This window comes from Pseudomonas sp. IT-P218 (assembly GCF_949767605.1).
GTDB classification, from domain to species: domain Bacteria; phylum Pseudomonadota; class Gammaproteobacteria; order Pseudomonadales; family Pseudomonadaceae; genus Aquipseudomonas; species Aquipseudomonas putida_AE.
Map to the genome: position 1 here is coordinate 62,162 of NZ_CATKQQ010000005.1, position 17,060 is coordinate 79,221.

Annotated in this window: 15 protein-coding genes and 4 tRNA genes; 9 read left to right on the forward strand and 10 right to left on the reverse strand. The window is 61.7% G+C overall.

Features of this window, described 5'->3' with window-relative positions; genetic code table 11:
- Positions 1-26 precede the first annotated feature (26 nt).
- The 9 genes from ACM6I6_RS04010 to ACM6I6_RS04050 all read left to right on the forward strand — a co-directional run bounded on the left by ACM6I6_RS04010 (position 27) and on the right by ACM6I6_RS04050 (position 10,944).
- Positions 27-3,302: a PAS domain S-box protein gene (locus tag ACM6I6_RS04010; protein WP_274075425.1), complete on the forward strand. Its 3,276-nt coding sequence runs from the start codon at positions 27-29 to the stop codon at positions 3,300-3,302.
- Positions 3,303-3,518: 216 nt separating this feature from the next.
- The gene (locus tag ACM6I6_RS04015; protein ID WP_414919449.1) at positions 3,519-4,256 is read left to right on the forward strand and encodes a DUF2515 family protein; all 738 of its coding nucleotides are present in this window, start codon (positions 3,519-3,521) and stop codon (positions 4,254-4,256) included.
- Positions 4,257-4,458: 202 nt separating this feature from the next.
- A complete protein-coding gene (locus tag ACM6I6_RS04020; RefSeq protein WP_323606840.1) occupies positions 4,459-5,076 on the forward strand; it encodes a hypothetical protein in 618 nt (205 codons plus the stop codon).
- 127 nt (positions 5,077-5,203) lie between these two features.
- Entirely contained in the window at positions 5,204-5,827 is a 624-nt protein-coding gene (locus ACM6I6_RS04025; protein WP_323606841.1) for a CDP-alcohol phosphatidyltransferase family protein, read from the forward strand.
- Between the two features lie 10 nt (positions 5,828-5,837).
- Positions 5,838-7,592 carry a bifunctional alpha/beta hydrolase/class I SAM-dependent methyltransferase gene (locus tag ACM6I6_RS04030; protein WP_406592852.1) on the forward strand — a complete coding sequence of 585 codons (1,755 nt, stop codon included), beginning with the start codon at positions 5,838-5,840 and terminating at the stop codon, positions 7,590-7,592.
- A complete protein-coding gene (locus ACM6I6_RS04035; RefSeq protein WP_414919450.1) occupies positions 7,592-8,935 on the forward strand; it encodes a phosphatase PAP2/dual specificity phosphatase family protein in 1,344 nt (447 codons plus the stop codon). Before ACM6I6_RS04030 ends, ACM6I6_RS04035 begins: the two co-directional genes overlap by 1 nt.
- On the forward strand, positions 8,925-9,380 hold the full coding sequence (locus tag ACM6I6_RS04040; protein ID WP_414919451.1) for a hypothetical protein: 456 nt from the start codon (positions 8,925-8,927) through the stop codon (positions 9,378-9,380). Before ACM6I6_RS04035 ends, ACM6I6_RS04040 begins: the two co-directional genes overlap by 11 nt.
- Positions 9,381-9,389: 9 nt before the next feature.
- Positions 9,390-10,010 carry a lysophospholipid acyltransferase family protein gene (locus ACM6I6_RS04045; RefSeq protein ID WP_414919452.1) on the forward strand — a complete coding sequence of 207 codons (621 nt, stop codon included), beginning with the start codon at positions 9,390-9,392 and terminating at the stop codon, positions 10,008-10,010.
- 1 nt (position 10,011) lies between these two features.
- Entirely contained in the window at positions 10,012-10,944 is a 933-nt protein-coding gene (locus ACM6I6_RS04050) for a phosphatidate cytidylyltransferase (RefSeq protein ID WP_414919453.1), read from the forward strand.
- Between the two features lie 59 nt (positions 10,945-11,003).
- On the opposite strand, the gene ACM6I6_RS04055 is transcribed toward ACM6I6_RS04050, so the two are convergent.
- From ACM6I6_RS04055 to gltX, 10 genes are all read right to left on the reverse strand, one after another.
- Positions 11,004-11,450 (reverse strand): Hsp20 family protein, encoded by a 447-nt coding sequence (locus tag ACM6I6_RS04055; RefSeq protein ID WP_046817890.1) that lies wholly within the window; start codon positions 11,448-11,450, stop codon positions 11,004-11,006.
- Between the two features lie 121 nt (positions 11,451-11,571).
- Positions 11,572-12,531, reverse strand: a complete 960-nt coding sequence (locus ACM6I6_RS04060; RefSeq protein ID WP_274075434.1) for a tRNA dihydrouridine synthase — start codon at positions 12,529-12,531, stop codon at positions 11,572-11,574.
- A 145-nt stretch (positions 12,532-12,676) separates the two neighbouring features.
- Positions 12,677-13,114 carry an acyl-CoA thioesterase gene (locus ACM6I6_RS04065; RefSeq protein WP_414919454.1) on the reverse strand — a complete coding sequence of 146 codons (438 nt, stop codon included), beginning with the start codon at positions 13,112-13,114 and terminating at the stop codon, positions 12,677-12,679.
- Positions 13,115-13,163: 49 nt separating this feature from the next.
- Positions 13,164-13,997 (reverse strand): alpha/beta fold hydrolase, encoded by an 834-nt coding sequence (locus tag ACM6I6_RS04070; RefSeq protein ID WP_274075436.1) that lies wholly within the window; start codon positions 13,995-13,997, stop codon positions 13,164-13,166.
- A 29-nt stretch (positions 13,998-14,026) separates the two neighbouring features.
- Positions 14,027-14,566 (reverse strand): TetR/AcrR family transcriptional regulator, encoded by a 540-nt coding sequence (locus ACM6I6_RS04075; RefSeq protein WP_274075437.1) that lies wholly within the window; start codon positions 14,564-14,566, stop codon positions 14,027-14,029.
- A 184-nt stretch (positions 14,567-14,750) separates the two neighbouring features.
- Positions 14,751-14,826 (reverse strand) — tRNA-Glu (locus ACM6I6_RS04080).
- Between the two features lie 81 nt (positions 14,827-14,907).
- Positions 14,908-14,983, reverse strand: a tRNA-Ala gene (locus ACM6I6_RS04085).
- Between the two features lie 53 nt (positions 14,984-15,036).
- Positions 15,037-15,112: transfer RNA gene (locus ACM6I6_RS04090), tRNA-Glu, on the reverse strand.
- Between the two features lie 79 nt (positions 15,113-15,191).
- A tRNA-Ala gene (locus ACM6I6_RS04095) sits at positions 15,192-15,267 on the reverse strand.
- Positions 15,268-15,530: 263 nt separating this feature from the next.
- Entirely contained in the window at positions 15,531-17,012 is a 1,482-nt protein-coding gene (gene gltX / locus ACM6I6_RS04100) for a glutamate--tRNA ligase (RefSeq protein WP_323627166.1), read from the reverse strand.
- Between the last annotated feature and the right edge of the window lie 48 nt (positions 17,013-17,060).

Consider the following 17,060-nt stretch of genomic DNA (forward strand, 5'->3'; position numbering starts at 1 on the left):
TACACAATTCAGCCCAAGGCTTGCCAATGCCGAAATCTGTTGACCGTATTCCGCCAATGCCGCGCATCCAGGCGCTTGACCCGAAAAGCTCCGAACAGAGCTGGGAAAGTGCCTCGCAACTGCTGGCCGCGCTCAACGGCGCGCGCCTGGGCGCCTGGTATTGGGACATCGAGCGCGGGCAGATCAGCTGGTCCCGGGGCACCCAGGCGCTGTTTGGCTTCGATCCCCGGCAACCGTTGCCGGCCGACCTGGAATACCTTGACTTGTTGCCTGTGGAAGACCGGGCCAAGACCCTTCGCGCCTTCCATGCCGTGATCGGCGGCGCGCCGCTGGAGCAGGCAATGCACCATCGCGTTCGCTGGCCCGACGGCAGCCTGCACTGGCTGGAGATCAGCGGCAGCCTGCTGCCGGACAAGCACGGCCGTCCACGGATGATTGGCGTGATCCGCGAAATCACCCACCAACGCCAGCGCGAACAGGCGCTGAGCAGTTCGGAGAAACGCTTCGCCACGCTGTTCCACCTGTGCCCGAACATGGTCCTGCTGACGCGCCAGGAAGACGGCCTGATCACCGAAGCCAACCAGTATTTCGAAAGCCTGTTCGGCTGGCCGGTCCAGGACGCGATCGGCCGTACCACCCTGGAACTGGGCCTCTGGGTGAACCCCGAACAACGCGCACAACTGGTCAAGGCCACCAAGGCCAAAGGTGAGCTGACCAGCATGGAGGTGCAGTTTCGCGCCAGCAACGGGCAGATCCACGATGGCATCCTCAGTGCGCAAAAGGTCGAACTCGAAGGTCAGCCCTATCTGCTCAGCACCTTCCTTGACACCACCGAACGCAAAGCCGCCGAACACGCCCTCAAAGACAGCCAGGAGCGCCTCGACCTGGCCCTGGACTCGGCGCAACTGGGCACCTGGGACTGGCACATTCCCAGCGGCATGTTGTATGGCTCGGCCCGCGCCGCACAGTTGCACGGCATGGAGGCCAAGCCGTTCCATGAATCCTTCGACGAGTTTTTCGAAGGCGTGCCCGGCGAAGAACGCGACACCATGCGCGATGCCTACCGCAGCCTGCGCGAAGGCCCGGCCGGCAACTATCAGCTGACCTATCGGGTGCAAATGCCGGATGGCAGCTCACGCTATCTGGAGAGCCGCGCCCGCCTCTACCGCGATGAAAACGGCGTGCCCTTGCGCATGGCCGGCACCCTGCTCGACATCACCGACCAGGTCGAGCGCGAACAACGCCTGGTGGCCTCCGAAGAGAAATTCGCCACCCTGTTCCAGGTCAGCCCCGACCCGATCTGCGTGACCCGCCAGGACACCGGGCAGTTCATCGAAATCAATTCCAGCTTCACCCAGACCTTCGGCTGGAGCGCCGCCGATGTGATCGGCCGCAGCGCCGACGAAATCGGTTTGTGGGACGCCTCGGCGAAAAGCCTGCAACGGATCGAACAGGTGATCCGCGAGCAAGGCCTGAACAATGTGGCGATCCTCGTCCAGCACAAGGACGGGCAGTCGCTGACCTGCGTGATCTCCAGCCGCCAGATCAATGTCAGCGAACAGCCGTGCGTCGTCACCACCTTACGCGACATCACCCAGCAGCAACGCTCGGAAGCGGCGCTCAAGGCCAGCGAAGAGAAGTTCGCCAAGGCCTTCCACTCCAGCCCCGACGCCATCACCATCACTGAACGCGATACCGGACGTTATCTGGAGGTCAACGACGGTTTCTGCCGCCTGACCGGCTACCGCGCCGACGAAGTGATCGGCCGCACCGTGTACCAGGTGGGGATCTGGGCCGAAGAGAAACAGCGCTCGACCTTACTCGCCGAACTGCAGATCAAGGGCCGGGTACATCACCTGGAGATGCTCGGGCGCAACAAGCGCGGCGAGCTGCTGACGGTCGAGGTCTCGGTAGAACCGATCACCCTCAACGAAACCGCGTGCCTGCTGCTGACCGCCCGGGACGTCAGCCTGCTGAAAAATGCCGAGGCGCAGATCCGCCACCTGGCCTACCACGACCCCCTGACCAACCTGCCCAACCGCGCCCTGCTGATGGATCGCCTGAGCCAGCAGATCGCCCTGCTCAAGCGCCATAACCTGCGCGGAGCATTGATGTTTCTCGACCTCGACCACTTCAAGCACATCAACGATTCCCTCGGCCATCCGGTGGGCGACACGGTGCTGAAAATCATCACCGCGCGCCTGGAAGCCAGCGTGCGCATGGAAGACACCGTCGCGCGCCTGGGCGGTGATGAGTTCGTGGTGTTGCTCAGTGGCCTCGAAGGCACGCGCAACCAGGTCAGCGATCAGGTCCGCGAGCTGGCCGATACCATTCGTGAACTGCTGTCCGAACCGATGTTCCTCGACGGCCAGCGCCTGCAGGTGACGCCGAGCATCGGCATTGCCTTGATTCCCGACCACGGCTCGACGCCGACCGACTTGCTCAAGCGCGCCGACATTGCTCTTTATCGGGCCAAGGATTCGGGGCGCAATACCGCGCAGATGTACCACAACACCATGCAGAAGGCCGCGAGCGAACGCCTGCGCATGGAAACCGACCTGCGCCTGGCACTGTCGCGTGGTGAGTTTCGCGTGCATTACCAACCCCAGGTGGACGCCCGGGACAACCGCATCGTCGGTGCCGAAGCGCTGGTGCGCTGGAATCATCCAGAGCTCGGCGCGCAGTCGCCCACCGAGTTCATCAAGGTCCTGGAAGACAGCGGACTGATCCTCGAGGTCGGCACCTGGATCGTCGATGAAGCCTGCCAGGCCTTCAAGAAACTGATCGCCGATGGCTTGGTGGACCCGCTGCAATTCAGCCTGTGCGTCAACATCAGCCCGCGCCAGTTCCGCCAGAACGATTTCGTCGAGCGCATCGAAAGCAGCCTCGCCACCTACGGCCTGCCCTGCTCGCTGCTGAAACTGGAAATCACCGAAGGCATCGTCATCCAGAACCTGGAAGACACCATCAACAAGATGCTGCGCCTGAAAAAACTCGGCGTGAGCTTTGCCATGGACGATTTCGGCACCGGTTACTCCTCGCTCACATACCTCAAGCGCCTGCCGGTCGACACCCTGAAAATCGACCAGTCGTTCATCCGCGACGCCACCACCGACCCCAACGACGCCGAGATCATCCGCGCCATCGTCGCCATGGCCCGCAGCCTGGAACTGAAGATCATCGCCGAAGGGGTGGAGACCGTGGAACAGCTAGAGTTCCTGCAAGGCTTGGGCTGCCATCTCTACCAGGGGTACCTGCATAGCCGGCCGCTACCGGTGGAGGATCTGCAGAAGCTCCTGTAGGAACGACCTCACTGGCTGAATATCCCTTTCCTACACGCGTGCCGGAAGCGTCCGATTTACGCCTGACTGCCTCGCATAGAACCCTTGCGCTGCACTTTGCCCTGCCTTCATTCCTTCGGAGGCAGACGCAATTTGATCGTCATCAGACAAGGAGTTCAAGCGATGGCCAAGGGATATTTCATTCGCAAGGGCGACAAGACCAGTTGCGGTGGCGAGGTGCTGGAAACCGATACCCGCATCATGATGTTCGGCTTCGCCCATGCTCGCGAGGGGTATCAGCAAAGGGTCGAAAACGTCGTGGCGCCGGGCGGCAAACTGATCGCCGATCCGAAGACGCGCAACAAGGCGATCAATGCCGCCTACGCGCAATTGTGGCGCCTCGATCCACGATTTCAGTGGGCAGGGCTGGCGGCCTTCGCCTCGAAACAGGTGGGCTGTGGATTGCTGCACGCCGCCGAGACGATCGAGAAGATGCAAGCGGAAGAGCAGGCGATACAGCAACTGAGGGACAGTGCCAGACAAGGATTCGGAGGCTTGTTCAGCCGCAGCGAGTGGGAAAAGCGCGCGAAAATTCGCGAGTTCGAGCAGCGCCAGCACGAGTACGAACAGGCCAACCGTGACAACCCGGTGTGGGGCTTCACCCACTGGGGTGCCGACATGCCCTTGTCGTACTCGCAACGGATGTACCGGTTTGTGTACGAGATGCTGGCGATGGGCAATACCACGCTGTTTTTGGATGTGTATCCGCTGCATGTGTTCTACAGGGAACGTGGGCTGGAGGCGCTGAAGGATTGCCTGCCTTCACGGAAAAACATCTATGGGAGTGGGCAGTATCCGGTGCTGTGGCCGGTCGGACAGGAAAAGCTGAGATTCGGGACTGACCATAAGGAAATCCTGCAAGCCTTTGAAGCGTCACTAACTTGCCCTCCGGTGCTGCCCAAGCCATTGAACTGACGCTGGCTAGCCAATGCAGCCCCGTCGATGACAGGCGCACTATTGGTTTTGGCAACAACCCCGTTGCCAACCTGGCCAACATCGACTAGCGCATGGCTTTCGTGCTGAGGGCGGCGCAGCAATTTGATGATCTGCTGCAGGGCGACCAGCGCGAGCAGATTGAGCAATCGATTCGGGATATTGCCTGGGGTGGAGGCGTGCGATGAACCTGATGCAACGCATGGGTTGGCGACACGGCATATTGGCACTGCCGGTCGCGGTCCTCGTGACACTGGCCGCGATTGAGGCCCTATCGAATGAACCGGAAATTTCGCTGGTAATTGGTGAGCCGTACGAAGCCATGCGCCAGCGTTCCAGCGCAAGAATCGATCCAGTCATATCTGGGCACTCCTGGTTCAATGCTCCCAAGTCTGATGCCCGCCTGCGTTTCGCAGATCCTGAGTTTGGCTTTGTAACCCCACTGGCCCGGTTCTTCACGGTGGGTTTTGGACGTGATGAACGGATAGACGGTGTCCGTATGTCCCCACAAGTCGAGCCACTGCTGCTCGACGATACCCTCAAGGTCGTACTGGATCTGCAAGACCAATTATGCAAGGCCGGCTGGACACCCATCCGCATCAAGGAAGATCCACCGTTCGCCGACACGCCAGAGTGGCGAGCCCGATTGCGCGACGTGAACAAGGGCGGAACATCCTATTGGCATGCAGACGACAAGTACCAGGTGATGCTGGTGGTTGGTCGTTTCAGGGACGAGAAGCGTCCCACAGAGGAGCGCTACCTCATCACGCTGGCACTGGCCAAGCCATGGACGAATCCCTGACTTTTACTCATCGCGACAAGATCAAGCTTTCAGCATTAACCCCATGCATCGGAAGCTGTCGCCAAATCCATCCCAAGATGCCATCTACACTCAGTAACCATATCGCCTCCCCCGAGACCTCTCCAACGTGCCCAGCATCTACCAGATCAAACCCGCGTTCCAAAACCTCCTGCGCCCCCTGGTCCGGCGCCTGTTCGACAAGGGCACCACCGCCAACCAGATCACCCTGATCGCCGGCATCGGCTCGATCCTGGTGGGCTTGGTGATCGCAAGTTTCGTGCATCACCCCTGGATCTTTGCACTGGTACCCATCTGGATGATCGTGCGCATGGCGCTCAACGCCATCGACGGCATGCTGGCTCGGGAATTCAACCAGCAGTCGCGTTTGGGGGCGTATTTGAATGAGCTGTGCGACATCACTGCCGACTGCGCCCTGATCCTGCCGTTCGCCCTGCTGCCCGGCGTCAGCCTGTGGCTGGTGTTGCTGGTGGCGCTGCTCGCCTTGTTCAGCGAGTACAGCGGCGTGCTGGGGCCGATGGTCGGGGCTTCGCGGCGCTATGACGGGCCCATGGGCAAAAGTGACCGGGCTTTTGTCCTGGGGGTGGTGGCCGCTGGCATCGTACCGGGCTGGATCGGCGCGTTCTGGATCAACACGGTGTTCGCGATCATCGCGATGCTGCTGGTTTATACCTTGATCAACCGGGTCCGCCAGGGCCTCAGGGAAGCACAAATTGACAGCTCTTCAGCCTAAGGAAATGGCAATGCGCGAAGCACAACAACAGACATTCACCACCCACGATGACGTGCAACTGTTCTACCGACACTGGCCCGGCACCCCGGAACCTGGGGAGCCGCGCAAGGCCGTGCTGCTGTTTCACCGCGGCCACGAACACTCCGGGCGCATTGCCCATCTGGTGGATGAACTGGACCTGCCCGGTTTTGACTTCTTTGCCTGGGATGCCCGGGGCCATGGCCTCTCGCCGGGCGCCCGGGGCGACAGCCCCGGCTTTGCCACCAGCGTGCGGGACGTGCAGACTTTCTGTGAGCACCTGAGCGCGACCTATCAGATCGACGAAGAAAATATTGCGGTGATCGCGCAAAGCGTCGGCGCGGTGATCGTCGCCACCTGGGCCCACGATTACGCGCCACGCATCCGAGCGCTGGTGCTGGCGTCCCCGGCGTTCAAGGTCAAGCTCTATGTGCCCTTCGCCCGCCAGGGATTGGCACTGATGCGTCGATGGCGCGGCAATTTTTTCGTCAACAGCTACGTCAAGGCGCGCTTTCTCAGCCACGACCCGCAGCGCGTCGCCAGTTATGACAGCGATCCGCTGATCACCAAGGCCATTTCAGTCAATGTCCTGCTCGGTCTCTACGAGGCCGCCGAACGGGTCGTGGCCGATGCCCAGGCCATAACAATACCCACCCAGCTGTTGATCTCCGGTGCCGACTTCGTCGTGCATCGCCAACCCCAGGAGCAGTTCTTCGAGCGCCTGGGCAGCCTGCGCAAGGAAAAACACATCCTGCCGGGGTTCTTCCACGACACCCTGGGCGAAAAGAACCGCGGGCACGCCGTCGCCAGCGCACGTCGCTTCATCCAGCAGAACTTCGCACAGCCGAGCGAACGCCCCAGCCTGCTGAATGCCGATCGCCTGGGCCTGACCTGCGCCGAATCCGAATCACTGGCCGCGCCGCTGCCGCACAACTCACTGCGCGACCTGTATTGGCGCATGACCCGCGCCAGCATGCGCCTGGGCAGCCAACTGTCGTCCGGGATCAAGCTGGGGTTCGACACCGGCTTCGACTCCGGCAGCACCCTGGACTACGTCTACCGCAACACAGCCACGGGCAAGTCAGGCGTCGGCCGCCTGATCGACCGCAATTACCTCGATTCCATCGGCTGGCGCGGCATTCGCCAACGCAAGCTGCACGTCGAAGAACTGCTGCGCCTGGCGATGCAGCAATTGCGCGACCAGGGCCGCGAAGTGCGCATCGTCGACATCGCCGCCGGCCACGGACGCTACATTCTCGAAGCCCTTCAGGGCGTCAGCCCGTTACCCGAGTCGATCCTGTTGCGCGACTACAGCGACATCAACGTGCGCGACGGCAGCGCGCTGATCCGCGAGAAAGGCCTGGAAGGGATCGCACAATTCGTCAAGGGCGACGCCTTCGACCGTGCCGACTTGGCTGCGCTGCAACCCAAGCCGACCCTGGCGGTGGTCTCCGGTCTGTACGAGCTGTTCGCAGACAACCAGATGGTCGCGGCTTCCCTAGCTGGCCTGGCCGAAGCCGTGGAGCCGGGCGGATACCTGGTCTATACCGGTCAACCCTGGCATCCGCAACTGGAACTGATCGCCCGCGCCTTGACCAGCCACCGTGAAGGCCAGGCCTGGGTCATGCGCCGGCGCACCCAGGTGGAAATGGACCAACGGGTGGAGGCCGCCGGCTTTCGCAAGGTCAGCATGCGCGTCGACGAGTGGGGCATTTTCAGCGTGGCTCTCGCGCAACGGGTGTCTTGATGCTGGGCAACACGACGACAACACGCGAACCCGGTTTGCTCAAACCTGCGCTGCTCTGGTTGCTGCTCCTGGCGCCATTGTTCTTCGGCACCTACGGCTTCGCCACTTGGTACACCACCCAGCGCGACGATGTCGGCAGCCTGGTGTTCGGCTGGGAAAACCACATGCCGTTCTGGGCCTGGACCATTGTTCCCTACTGGTCCATCGACTTGCTGTACGGTTTGTCCCTGCTGCTGCCCGACAGTCGCCAGGAACTCAAGCGCCACGCCTTGCGCCTGCTGACCGCGCAACTCATTGCGGTCAGCTGTTTCCTGATCTGGCCGTTGCGCTTCACCTTCGCCCGGCCGGAACTGGACGGCGTATTCGGCTGGCTGTTCGATGTCCTGGCAGGCTTTGACAAGCCATTCAATCAGGCGCCATCCCTGCACATCGCCTTGCTGGTGATCCTGTGGACTTGCTACCACCGGCACTTGCAGGGCCTCTGGCGCGGATTGATGCATGCCTGGTTCATCCTCATCGGGATCTCGGTGCTGACCACTTACCAGCACCACTTCATCGATCTGCCGACCGGCGTGCTGCTTGGCTGGCTGTGTGTCTGGCTGTGGCCGCTGGAGCGACCTGGCCCTTTGCAGCGCGCCCGACTGGCAACCGGGAAAAAACGCTGGCAATTGGCGCTGTATTACCTGGTGGGGGCTGCTGCTTTTGCCGTCCCGGCCTTCAGCTTCGGGGGCATCTGGCTGTGGCTGACCTGGCCTGCATCGGCCTTGCTGCTGGTGGTGCTCAATTACGCCGTGCTGGGTGCAGAAGGTTTTCAGAAAGGCGCCGATGGACGCCTGTCCCCTGCCGCACGCTGGTTGATGGCGCCCTACCTGGCTGCCGCCTGGCTCAACTCGCGCCTGTGGACGCGCAACAATCCGCAGCCTGACCAGGTGCTCGATGACGTCTGGCTGGGGCGCATACCGACTGGCCGGGAACTCAAGGGCAGCCCCTTCAGTGCCGTGTTCGACCTGTGTGCCGAACTGTCGCTCGATCCTGGCAGCGTCGCCTATCGCACGCTACCGGTGCTGGACTTGACCACCCCCACCCCCTTGCAATGCCAGGAAGCCGCGTTGGCCATCGAAAGCCTGCGCCAGCACGGGCCGCTACTGGTCTGCTGCGCCTTGGGCTATTCGCGCAGCGCCACCGCAGTCGCCGCCTGGCTGCTGCACACCGGGCGGGCCAGCAGTGTCGCCGAAGCCTTTTTGGTGATCCAGCGCGCACGCCCGGGGATTGTTCTGGGTCTCCTGCACCGAGAGGCGCTGGAGCCGCTGGCGACCCGCATGGAGAAGAAAGGTGTCCATTGATATGCAACTGCAGGTGACAGTCAGTCTGTTGCGCCGTGGCGACTCCCTGGATCGATTGTCCAGCGGCCTCACCCTGCTCGGCGCCTTGCTCGGCCTGGGCCAGTACCTGATGCCCGGCCCGGGGTTGTGGAGCCTGGCCTGCAGCGGCGGACTACTGGTGCTCGGCCTGTGGCAAAAATACTGGGCACTGCGGGTAGCCTTCGACGCCGATCTGTTCCGCCATCTGGCCGACCGTGCCGAAGACCTGCCCCAGCGCACCCAAGACCTGGACCAGGCGCTGACGACCCTGGGCCTGCAACCTGCCGAGCGCGGCGGCCGCCCCTGGAGCGAACGCATCGCCGGCGCCTTGAAACTGTTACGCCGCCAGGCATTGCTGGTGGCGGCCCAACTGTTGTTGACCCTGGTGTTCATCCTGGCCGGCCCCTGGCTGGCCTATGCCGGATAAGGAGCTCTCATGCTGGAACCCGTGGTTGCCACCCTCATCACCTCGACCGCGCGCCTGCTCACCGGAGCGCGCAGCCTTTGGCTCGGTTGTGCGCCGCAACCGGTACAGCGCATCTATTTCGCCAACCACAGCAGTCATGGCGATTTCGTCCTGCTGTGGGCCTCCCTGCCGCCGACCTTGCGCCGCATCACGCGACCGGTCGCCGGTGCGGATTACTGGCTCAAGAGCCCCCTGCGCCGGTACATCATCAACCGGGTGTTCAACGGCGTGCTGATTGACCGCGAGCCCAAGGACAGTACCGACAATCCCTTGCAGCCGATGCTCGACGCCCTGGAGCGCGGCGATTCGCTGATCCTCTTCCCGGAAGGAACCCGCAATCCCGAAGACGGCCTGCTGCCCTTCAAGAGCGGGCTGTATCACTTGGCGAAACAGTACCCCCAGGCGCAGGTAATCCCGGTGTGGATCGCCAACCTCAACCGCGTCATGCCCAAGGGTCGCGTGCTGCCGCTGCCGCTGTTATGCACCATCAGCTTTGGTGCCGCGCTGGCCATCGACGAAGACGAAAGCAAGGCGCAGTTCCTCGAACGCAGTCGCGAAGCGCTGCTGAGCCTGGCCGGGGAGCATGCCTGACATGGACAGACAGACCTTGATGTTGTTCGCCGGGATTGGCGCGTTCCTGCTGCTGGCCTCGATCATCGGCCTGGTGCTCAAGCGCCGCACCCGCGGTACCGACAACCCGGTGATCGACAACCTCAACGCGCGGATCAACGCCTGGTGGGTGATGGTGCTGGTGATCGGGATCGCCTTCTGGCTCGGCACCGGCGCGGTGATCCTGCTGTTCTACACCGTCTCGTTCTACGCCCTGCGCGAATTCCTCACCCTCACGCCCACCCGCCGCAGCGACTACCCGGCATTGGTCGCGGCCTTCTACCTGGCGCTGCCGCTGCAGTACCTATTGATCTACTACGACTGGTACGGGCTGTTTTCGATCTTCATTCCGGTCTACGTGTTCTTGCTCCTGCCGATCCTCGCTTCCCTGGGCGGCGACAGCACGCACTTCCTCGAGCGCGCCTCGAAAGTCCAGTGGGGCCTGATGATCGCGGTGTTCTGCGTCTCCCATGTGCCCGCCCTGCTGACGTTGGACATCGTCGGGTATGAGGGACGAAACCTGCTGTTGATCGCCTATCTGGTGATCGTGGTGCAGATGTCGGATGTACTGCAGTACGTGTGCGGCAAATTGTTCGGCAAACGCAAGATCGCCCCGAACCTGTCGCCCTCCAAGACCCTGGAAGGGTTTGTCGGCGGCATTGTCCTGGCCTCGCTGATCGGCTGTGCCTTGTGGTGGATCACGCCGTTCACCCCCTGGCAGTCACTGGTCATCGCCCTGCTGATCAACTTGCTGGGGTTCGCCGGCGGCATCGTCATGTCGGCGATCAAGCGCGACCGTGGCGTCAAGGACTGGGGGCACATGATCGAAGGCCATGGCGGCATGCTCGATCGACTGGACTCGGTGTGCTTTGCGGCGCCGATCTTCTTCCATCTGGTGCGCTATGGCTGGACTTGACCCCACCGAATCACGCCCACAAAAAAGGGCGCCTGATGGCGCCCTTTTTCTGCTCTGGCTTAGTGTTGCAGAGCCGGTTTTTGCGTCCCGTTGATCGGGATGCGCTTGGCTTTCGCCTCTTCCGGAACCACCCGCAACAGGTCGATGCTCAACAGACCGTTGCGCAGGTCCGCGGCCTTGATCTCGATGTGATCGGCCAGGCGGAACGACAGCTTGAACGCACGCTGGGCAATGCCCTGGTGCAGGAAGGTCACGCCCTCATTGGCGTCGCGTTTGCCACCGCTGATGGTCAGCACACCCTTCTCGACTTGCAGGTCCAGGTCTTCTTCCTGGAAACCGGCCGCCGCCACGACGATGCGGTATTGATCGTCGCCGTGTTTTTCAACGTTGTAGGGTGGGTAGGTGCTGCCCGGCTCGTTGCGCAGCGCAGTTTCGAACAGGTCGTTGAAACGGTCGAAACCGACAGAGGAACGGAACAGTGGAGCCAGGGAAAATGCAGTACTCATGATTCAAATCTCCTGAAAACAATCAGCAAGGTTTTTTGTCTCCGCGACCCGAATTCGGCATCGCGTAACCCTTAGATAGGGACCGCTGAGTGCATTTCAAGAGATTTTTTGGAGATTTTTTTCAGGCCGCTTCAGCCACCTGGAGCCCCAGCAAACGCGACACCTGGTCCAGTTCCGTCTCACGGCGCAGCACACTGAACAGCTCGACCGCCTCGGGATAGTTGCGCGTCAGCATGGCCAGCCATTGCTTCAGGCGACCGGGCGATTGACGCGCGGTCATCTGCGCCTTGGCTTGCAGCCAGAAATCCTGGATCAATGGCAACAGCTCGGCCCAGGTCATCTCGACGACCTCTTCACCGGCCTTGGCCGCGACAATCTGCCGGGCCAGGTCGGGACGCGAGACCAGGCCGCGACCGAGCATGATGTCTTCCACACCACTGATTTCCCGGCAACGGCGCCAGTCTTCGACGCTCCAGATATCGCCGTTGGCGAACACCGGCACCTTGACCACTTCCTGTACGCGCGGGATCCACTCCCAATGCGCCGGCGGCTTGTAGCCATCGACCTTGGTCCGGGCATGCACCACGATATGCTCGGCGCCGCCCTCGGCCAGCGCGGTGGCGCAGACCAGCGAACCGTCCGGGCTGTCGAAGCCCAGGCGCATCTTGGCGGTCACCGGAATGTGCGCGGGCACGGCGCGTCGCACGTGCTCGACGATCTGGTTGAGCAGTTCGGGCTCCTTGAGCAACACCGCGCCGCCACGGGACTTGTTCACGGTCTTGGCCGGGCAGCCGAAGTTCAGGTCGATCACTTCAGAGCCCAGTTCACAGGCCAGCGCGGCGTTTTCCGCCAGGCACACAGGATCCGAACCCAACAGCTGCACACGCAACGGCACGCCGGAGGCCGTACGGGCACCGTTGAGCAACTCGGGGCCGAATTTGTGGAAGTAGGCCGGCGTGAGCAACTGGTCGTTGACCCGAATGAACTCGGTCACGCACCAGTCGATGCCACCCACTCGGGTCAGTACGTCGCGCAGGATGTCGTCGACCAGCCCCTCCATGGGCGCCAGGGCAATTTGCATGGGGAAAACACTACTCAAGGAAAAAACGTGCGGTAGTTTACCGGGTTTCACCCCCCTGTAGGAGCTGCCGCAGGCTGCGATCTCTTGACTTTGATTTTAAGATCAAAAGATCGCAGCCTGCGGCAGCTCCTACAGGGGGATTGTGTCAGGCAGGGGTTTGGATGGCGGGGCCATAGCCTTCGATGAATTCGGCCGGCATGCGCTTGGGCTTGCCGCTGGATAGTTCAATGCAGACGAAAGTGGTCTGGGCGCGCAGCAGGGTGGTGTTGTCGCTGGGACGCTTCAACTGGAAATGCCGGGTCATTTTCAGGCGCTGGTCCCAATCGACGATCCAGGTCGCCAATTGCAACTCGTCGCCTTCATAGGCAGCCGCCAGGTAATCGATCTCGTGGCGCGCCACCGCCATCGCCCGGTCCAGGCGCCGATACTCGACCAGATCCAGGCCCAGGCGCTGGGAGTGGCGCCACGCACAGCGTTCGAGCCAGGTCACGTACACCGCGTTATTGGCGTGCCCCAGCCCATCGATGTCCTCGGCACCCACTTGCAGATCAATGATAAACGGCGTTGCCCGATCCCAGCCCATGCCCCACTCCCCGGTCAGATTGATTCGACCGGGGCAGTGTAACGGATGCTCAGGCCGATTGGCGCGATTGCAGGCTGCGACCAGCCAGCAGTGATAACACGCCATCAATGACCCGTGGGTCGGCCAGTACCCGCTGATGGCCGCCTTCCTGCAGGCGCAGCAGACGACTGTCGAACCAGGATTCGTGGATCAGTTGCGATTCCTTGACCGGAACGTGGGTGTCGTCTTCGGCATGCACGATCAGGCCTGGCATGTCGAGCTGGTAGTGCGCGACATCCAGCATCGCAGCGCGCATGCCGACATCGGTCTCGACCTGGCGGATGAACGCCGAACGGGCTTTCGGCGGCAGCCCTACATAGCGGGCGAAACCGCGCAATACTCCGAGGATCCGCGCCGGGGCAGCAATGCTGACCAGGGTTTCGGTGCGCAGGCCCAACTGCACGGCGAGCATCGCACTGGCGCCGCCCATGGAGTGGCCGATGACCGCTTGCAGCGGCGGTAACTCGGCGGCGGCTTCGAGCATGGCACGGGCGAACAGCACCACGTTCGCCTCGCGCCCGGGAGAGCGACCATGGGCCGGGCCGTCCAGGGCGACCACCGAATAACCGGCATCGACCAGCGCCGTTATCAGGCTGGCGAACTGCGTGGGCCGCCCTTCCCAGCCGTGCATCAGCAATACTGCCGGGCCCTGCCCCCAACGCAGTGCCGACAGACCGAAACGCAGGGTGATGCGCTCCGACTTTGCCAGCAGCGGCAGCTCCCAGTCACGGGGCGGGAAGTCGCGCGGCGTCATGAACGCCAGGCGCATCTTGCTCGCCACCAGCTTCGGGGCGAACCAGCCCAAGGTGCCATTAACGCCACGAACCCACTTCAACGTGCTCATCGCATTCTCCCCAGGCCGCAGCCTTCAGGTCAACGCACCGCCGACTTGGCCGCGCGCAGCAATCGATCGGATAAATCACCGGGGCCCAGCGCCCGTGCCAGCGCCAGGCCGCCCACCATCAAGGCCAGGTCGGCCAGGGCTTTGTCGGTGTCTTCAGGACTGGCCGCCAACTGCGCGACCATCAGCTCCATATGTTCATTCAGCGCGATTCGAAACGCCTCGGGCAGGCGACCGAGCTCACCGATCGAGGCCGGGATCGGGCACGCCGACTCGCTGGAGTCGCGGTGCTTGCGTGACAGATAAAAGGCTGCGACCAGGGTGCGGCGCTCTTCACCGGTCAATTGGGCATCCATGTCGGCAATCAGGTCACGGCGGTGACCCAGCAACTGCTTGAACGCCTCCAGCATCATGGCGTCCTTGCTTTCGAAGTGCGCATAAAAGCCGCCGACCGTCAGGCCGGCTGCGCCCATCACTTCGCCAACGCTCGGCTCGGCCGGACCACGCTGGATCAGCGCGGCGCTGGCAGCCTTGAGGATGCGTTCGCGGGTTTGAGCTTTTTTATCGTTCATCGTTGCCTCCGAATATTACGACTAGAATATTATTCTCATAATAATATTCTACAAGTCATGGATGTGACCGCTGGTCTGAAGAACAGTTTGAGAGAAAGAGGGAGATTTGGCCAAACGCCAGACAAACAAAAGGGTCATTCAATAATTGAATGACCCTTATAAAATCCCGCAGAGCGGGTAATCGTGGCGTCCCCTAGGGGACTCGAACCCCTGTTACCGCCGTGAAAGGGCGGTGTCCTAGGCCACTAGACGAAGGGGACACAAACCCTTCTATACAACTGATCAGTGCTGAGAGCTGATCGATTCAAGGCCGGTGTGGCCAGACCTTGAACTTGTAAAATTGGTGGAGCTAAGCGGGATCGAACCGCTGACCTCCTGCATGCCATGCAGGCGCTCTCCCAGCTGAGCTATAGCCCCGGATTTTTCGCCTCGCGGCGGAACGACATCTTGCAACATCGTTTCTGTAAAACTGGCGTCCCCTAGGGGACTCGAACCCCTGTTACCGCCGTGAAAGGGCGGTGTCCTAGGCCACTAGACGAAGGGGACGCAAACCCTTCTACACAACAGATCAACGCTGAGTGCTGATCGCTTCAAGGCCGGTGTGGCCAGACCTTGAAGTGTAAATTGGTGGAGCTAGACGGGATCGAACCGTCGACCTCTTGCATGCCATGCAAGCGCTCTCCCAGCTGAGCTATAGCCCCTCATCGTTGATGCATCTTCGATGTCATCGCTGAGGACGGGGCGAATCTTAAGGGCGTATCGAAAGCCTGTCAAACTTATTTTTCAAAAAATTTAAAATTTTTTGCCGACATAACAACCACTTACCGCCCTCGCCCAAGAAATCCGGGAGGTTTACACAGAACACGGACCTGTAGGAGCTGCCGCAGGCTGCGATCTTTTGACGTTGGCTTTATAGAAGCAAGATCAAAAGATCGCAGCCTGCGGCAGCTCCTACAGGGGGAAATCAGGCGATCGCGCCCAACAGCTTTTCCCACTCCTTGTTTTCTTTCTTCGACACGCCGCCCAGCAGGTCGATCGCCTGGCGCAGACGGAAACGGGTCAGGTCCGGCCCGAGGATTTCCATTGCATCAAGCACCGACACCGAACTGGCTTGCCCTGTGATCGCGGCGAACATCAGCGGCATGGCATCACGCAGCTTCAGCTCCAGGGATTCGACCACCGCCTGGATGGTCGCGGTGATGTTGTCTTTTTCCCACTGGCGCAGGCTTTCGAGTTTCCACAGGATCAACTGCATCAACTGGCGAACCTGGTCACCCGACAGCTTCTTCGATTCGAACAGCTTGGCATCGGGGTTCACGCCACCGGCAAAGAAGAACCCGGCCAGTGGTGCCACCTGGCTGAAGGTCTCGACGCGGCCCTGAACGTGCGGCGCGATCTTCATCATGTATTCGGAATTGAACGCCCACTTCTGCACGCGCGCGGCGAATTCTTCCACCGGCAGGTCACGCAGCCACTGGCCGTTGAGCCACGACAGCTTCTCGATGTCGAAAATCGGCCCGCCAAGGGAGACACGCTTGAGGTCGAAATTGTCGACCATTTCCTGCAGCGAGAACTTCTCGCGCTCGTCCGGCATCGACCAGCCCATGCGGCCCAGGTAGTTGAGCATGGCTTCAGGCATGAAGCCCATGCGCTCGTAGAAAGTCACCGACGTCGGGTTCTTGCGCTTGGACAGCTTGCTCTTGTCCGGGTTACGCAGCAGCGGCATGTAGCACAGCTCTGGTTGTTCCCAGCCGAAGTACTCGTAAAGCAGGATCAGTTTCGGTGCCGATGGCAGCCACTCTTCGCCGCGCAGTACGTGGGTGATGCCCATCAGGTGGTCATCGACCACGTTGGCCAGGAAGTACGTCGGCAGGCCGTCGGTCTTCATCAGGACTTGCATGTCCATGCGGTCCCACGGGATTTCCACGTCGCCACGCAGCATGTCCGGCACCACGCAGACGCCTTCGCTCGGCACCTTCATGCGGATCACGTGGGGTTCGCCAGCGGCCAGGCGGCGCGCCACTTCTTCCTTGGACAGCAACAGCGCGCGGCCGTCGTAACGCGGGGTTTCGCCACGGGCCATTTGTTCGGCGCGCATCTGGTCCAGCTCTTCGGCGGTGCAGAAGCACGGGAAGGCATGGCCCATTTCGACCAACTGCTGGCAATACTTCTGGTAAATATCGCCGCGCTCACTCTGCCGGTACGGACCGTGCGGGCCGCCGACGTCCGGGCCTTCGCTCCAGTCGATGCCCAGCCAGCGCAGGGCGTCGAAAATCTGCTGTTCCGATTCGCGGGTCGAGCGCAGCTGGTCGGTGTCCTCGATCCGCAGGATGAACTCACCGCCGTGCTGCTTGGCAAAGCAGTAGTTGAACAATGCGATGTAAGCGGTACCTACGTGGGGGTCCCCGGTAGGCGATGGCGCGATGCGCGTGCGGACGGTGGTCATGGCAAGTCTCGAAAAAGAAGGTCAAACAAAGGGCGAATGGTAACAGGC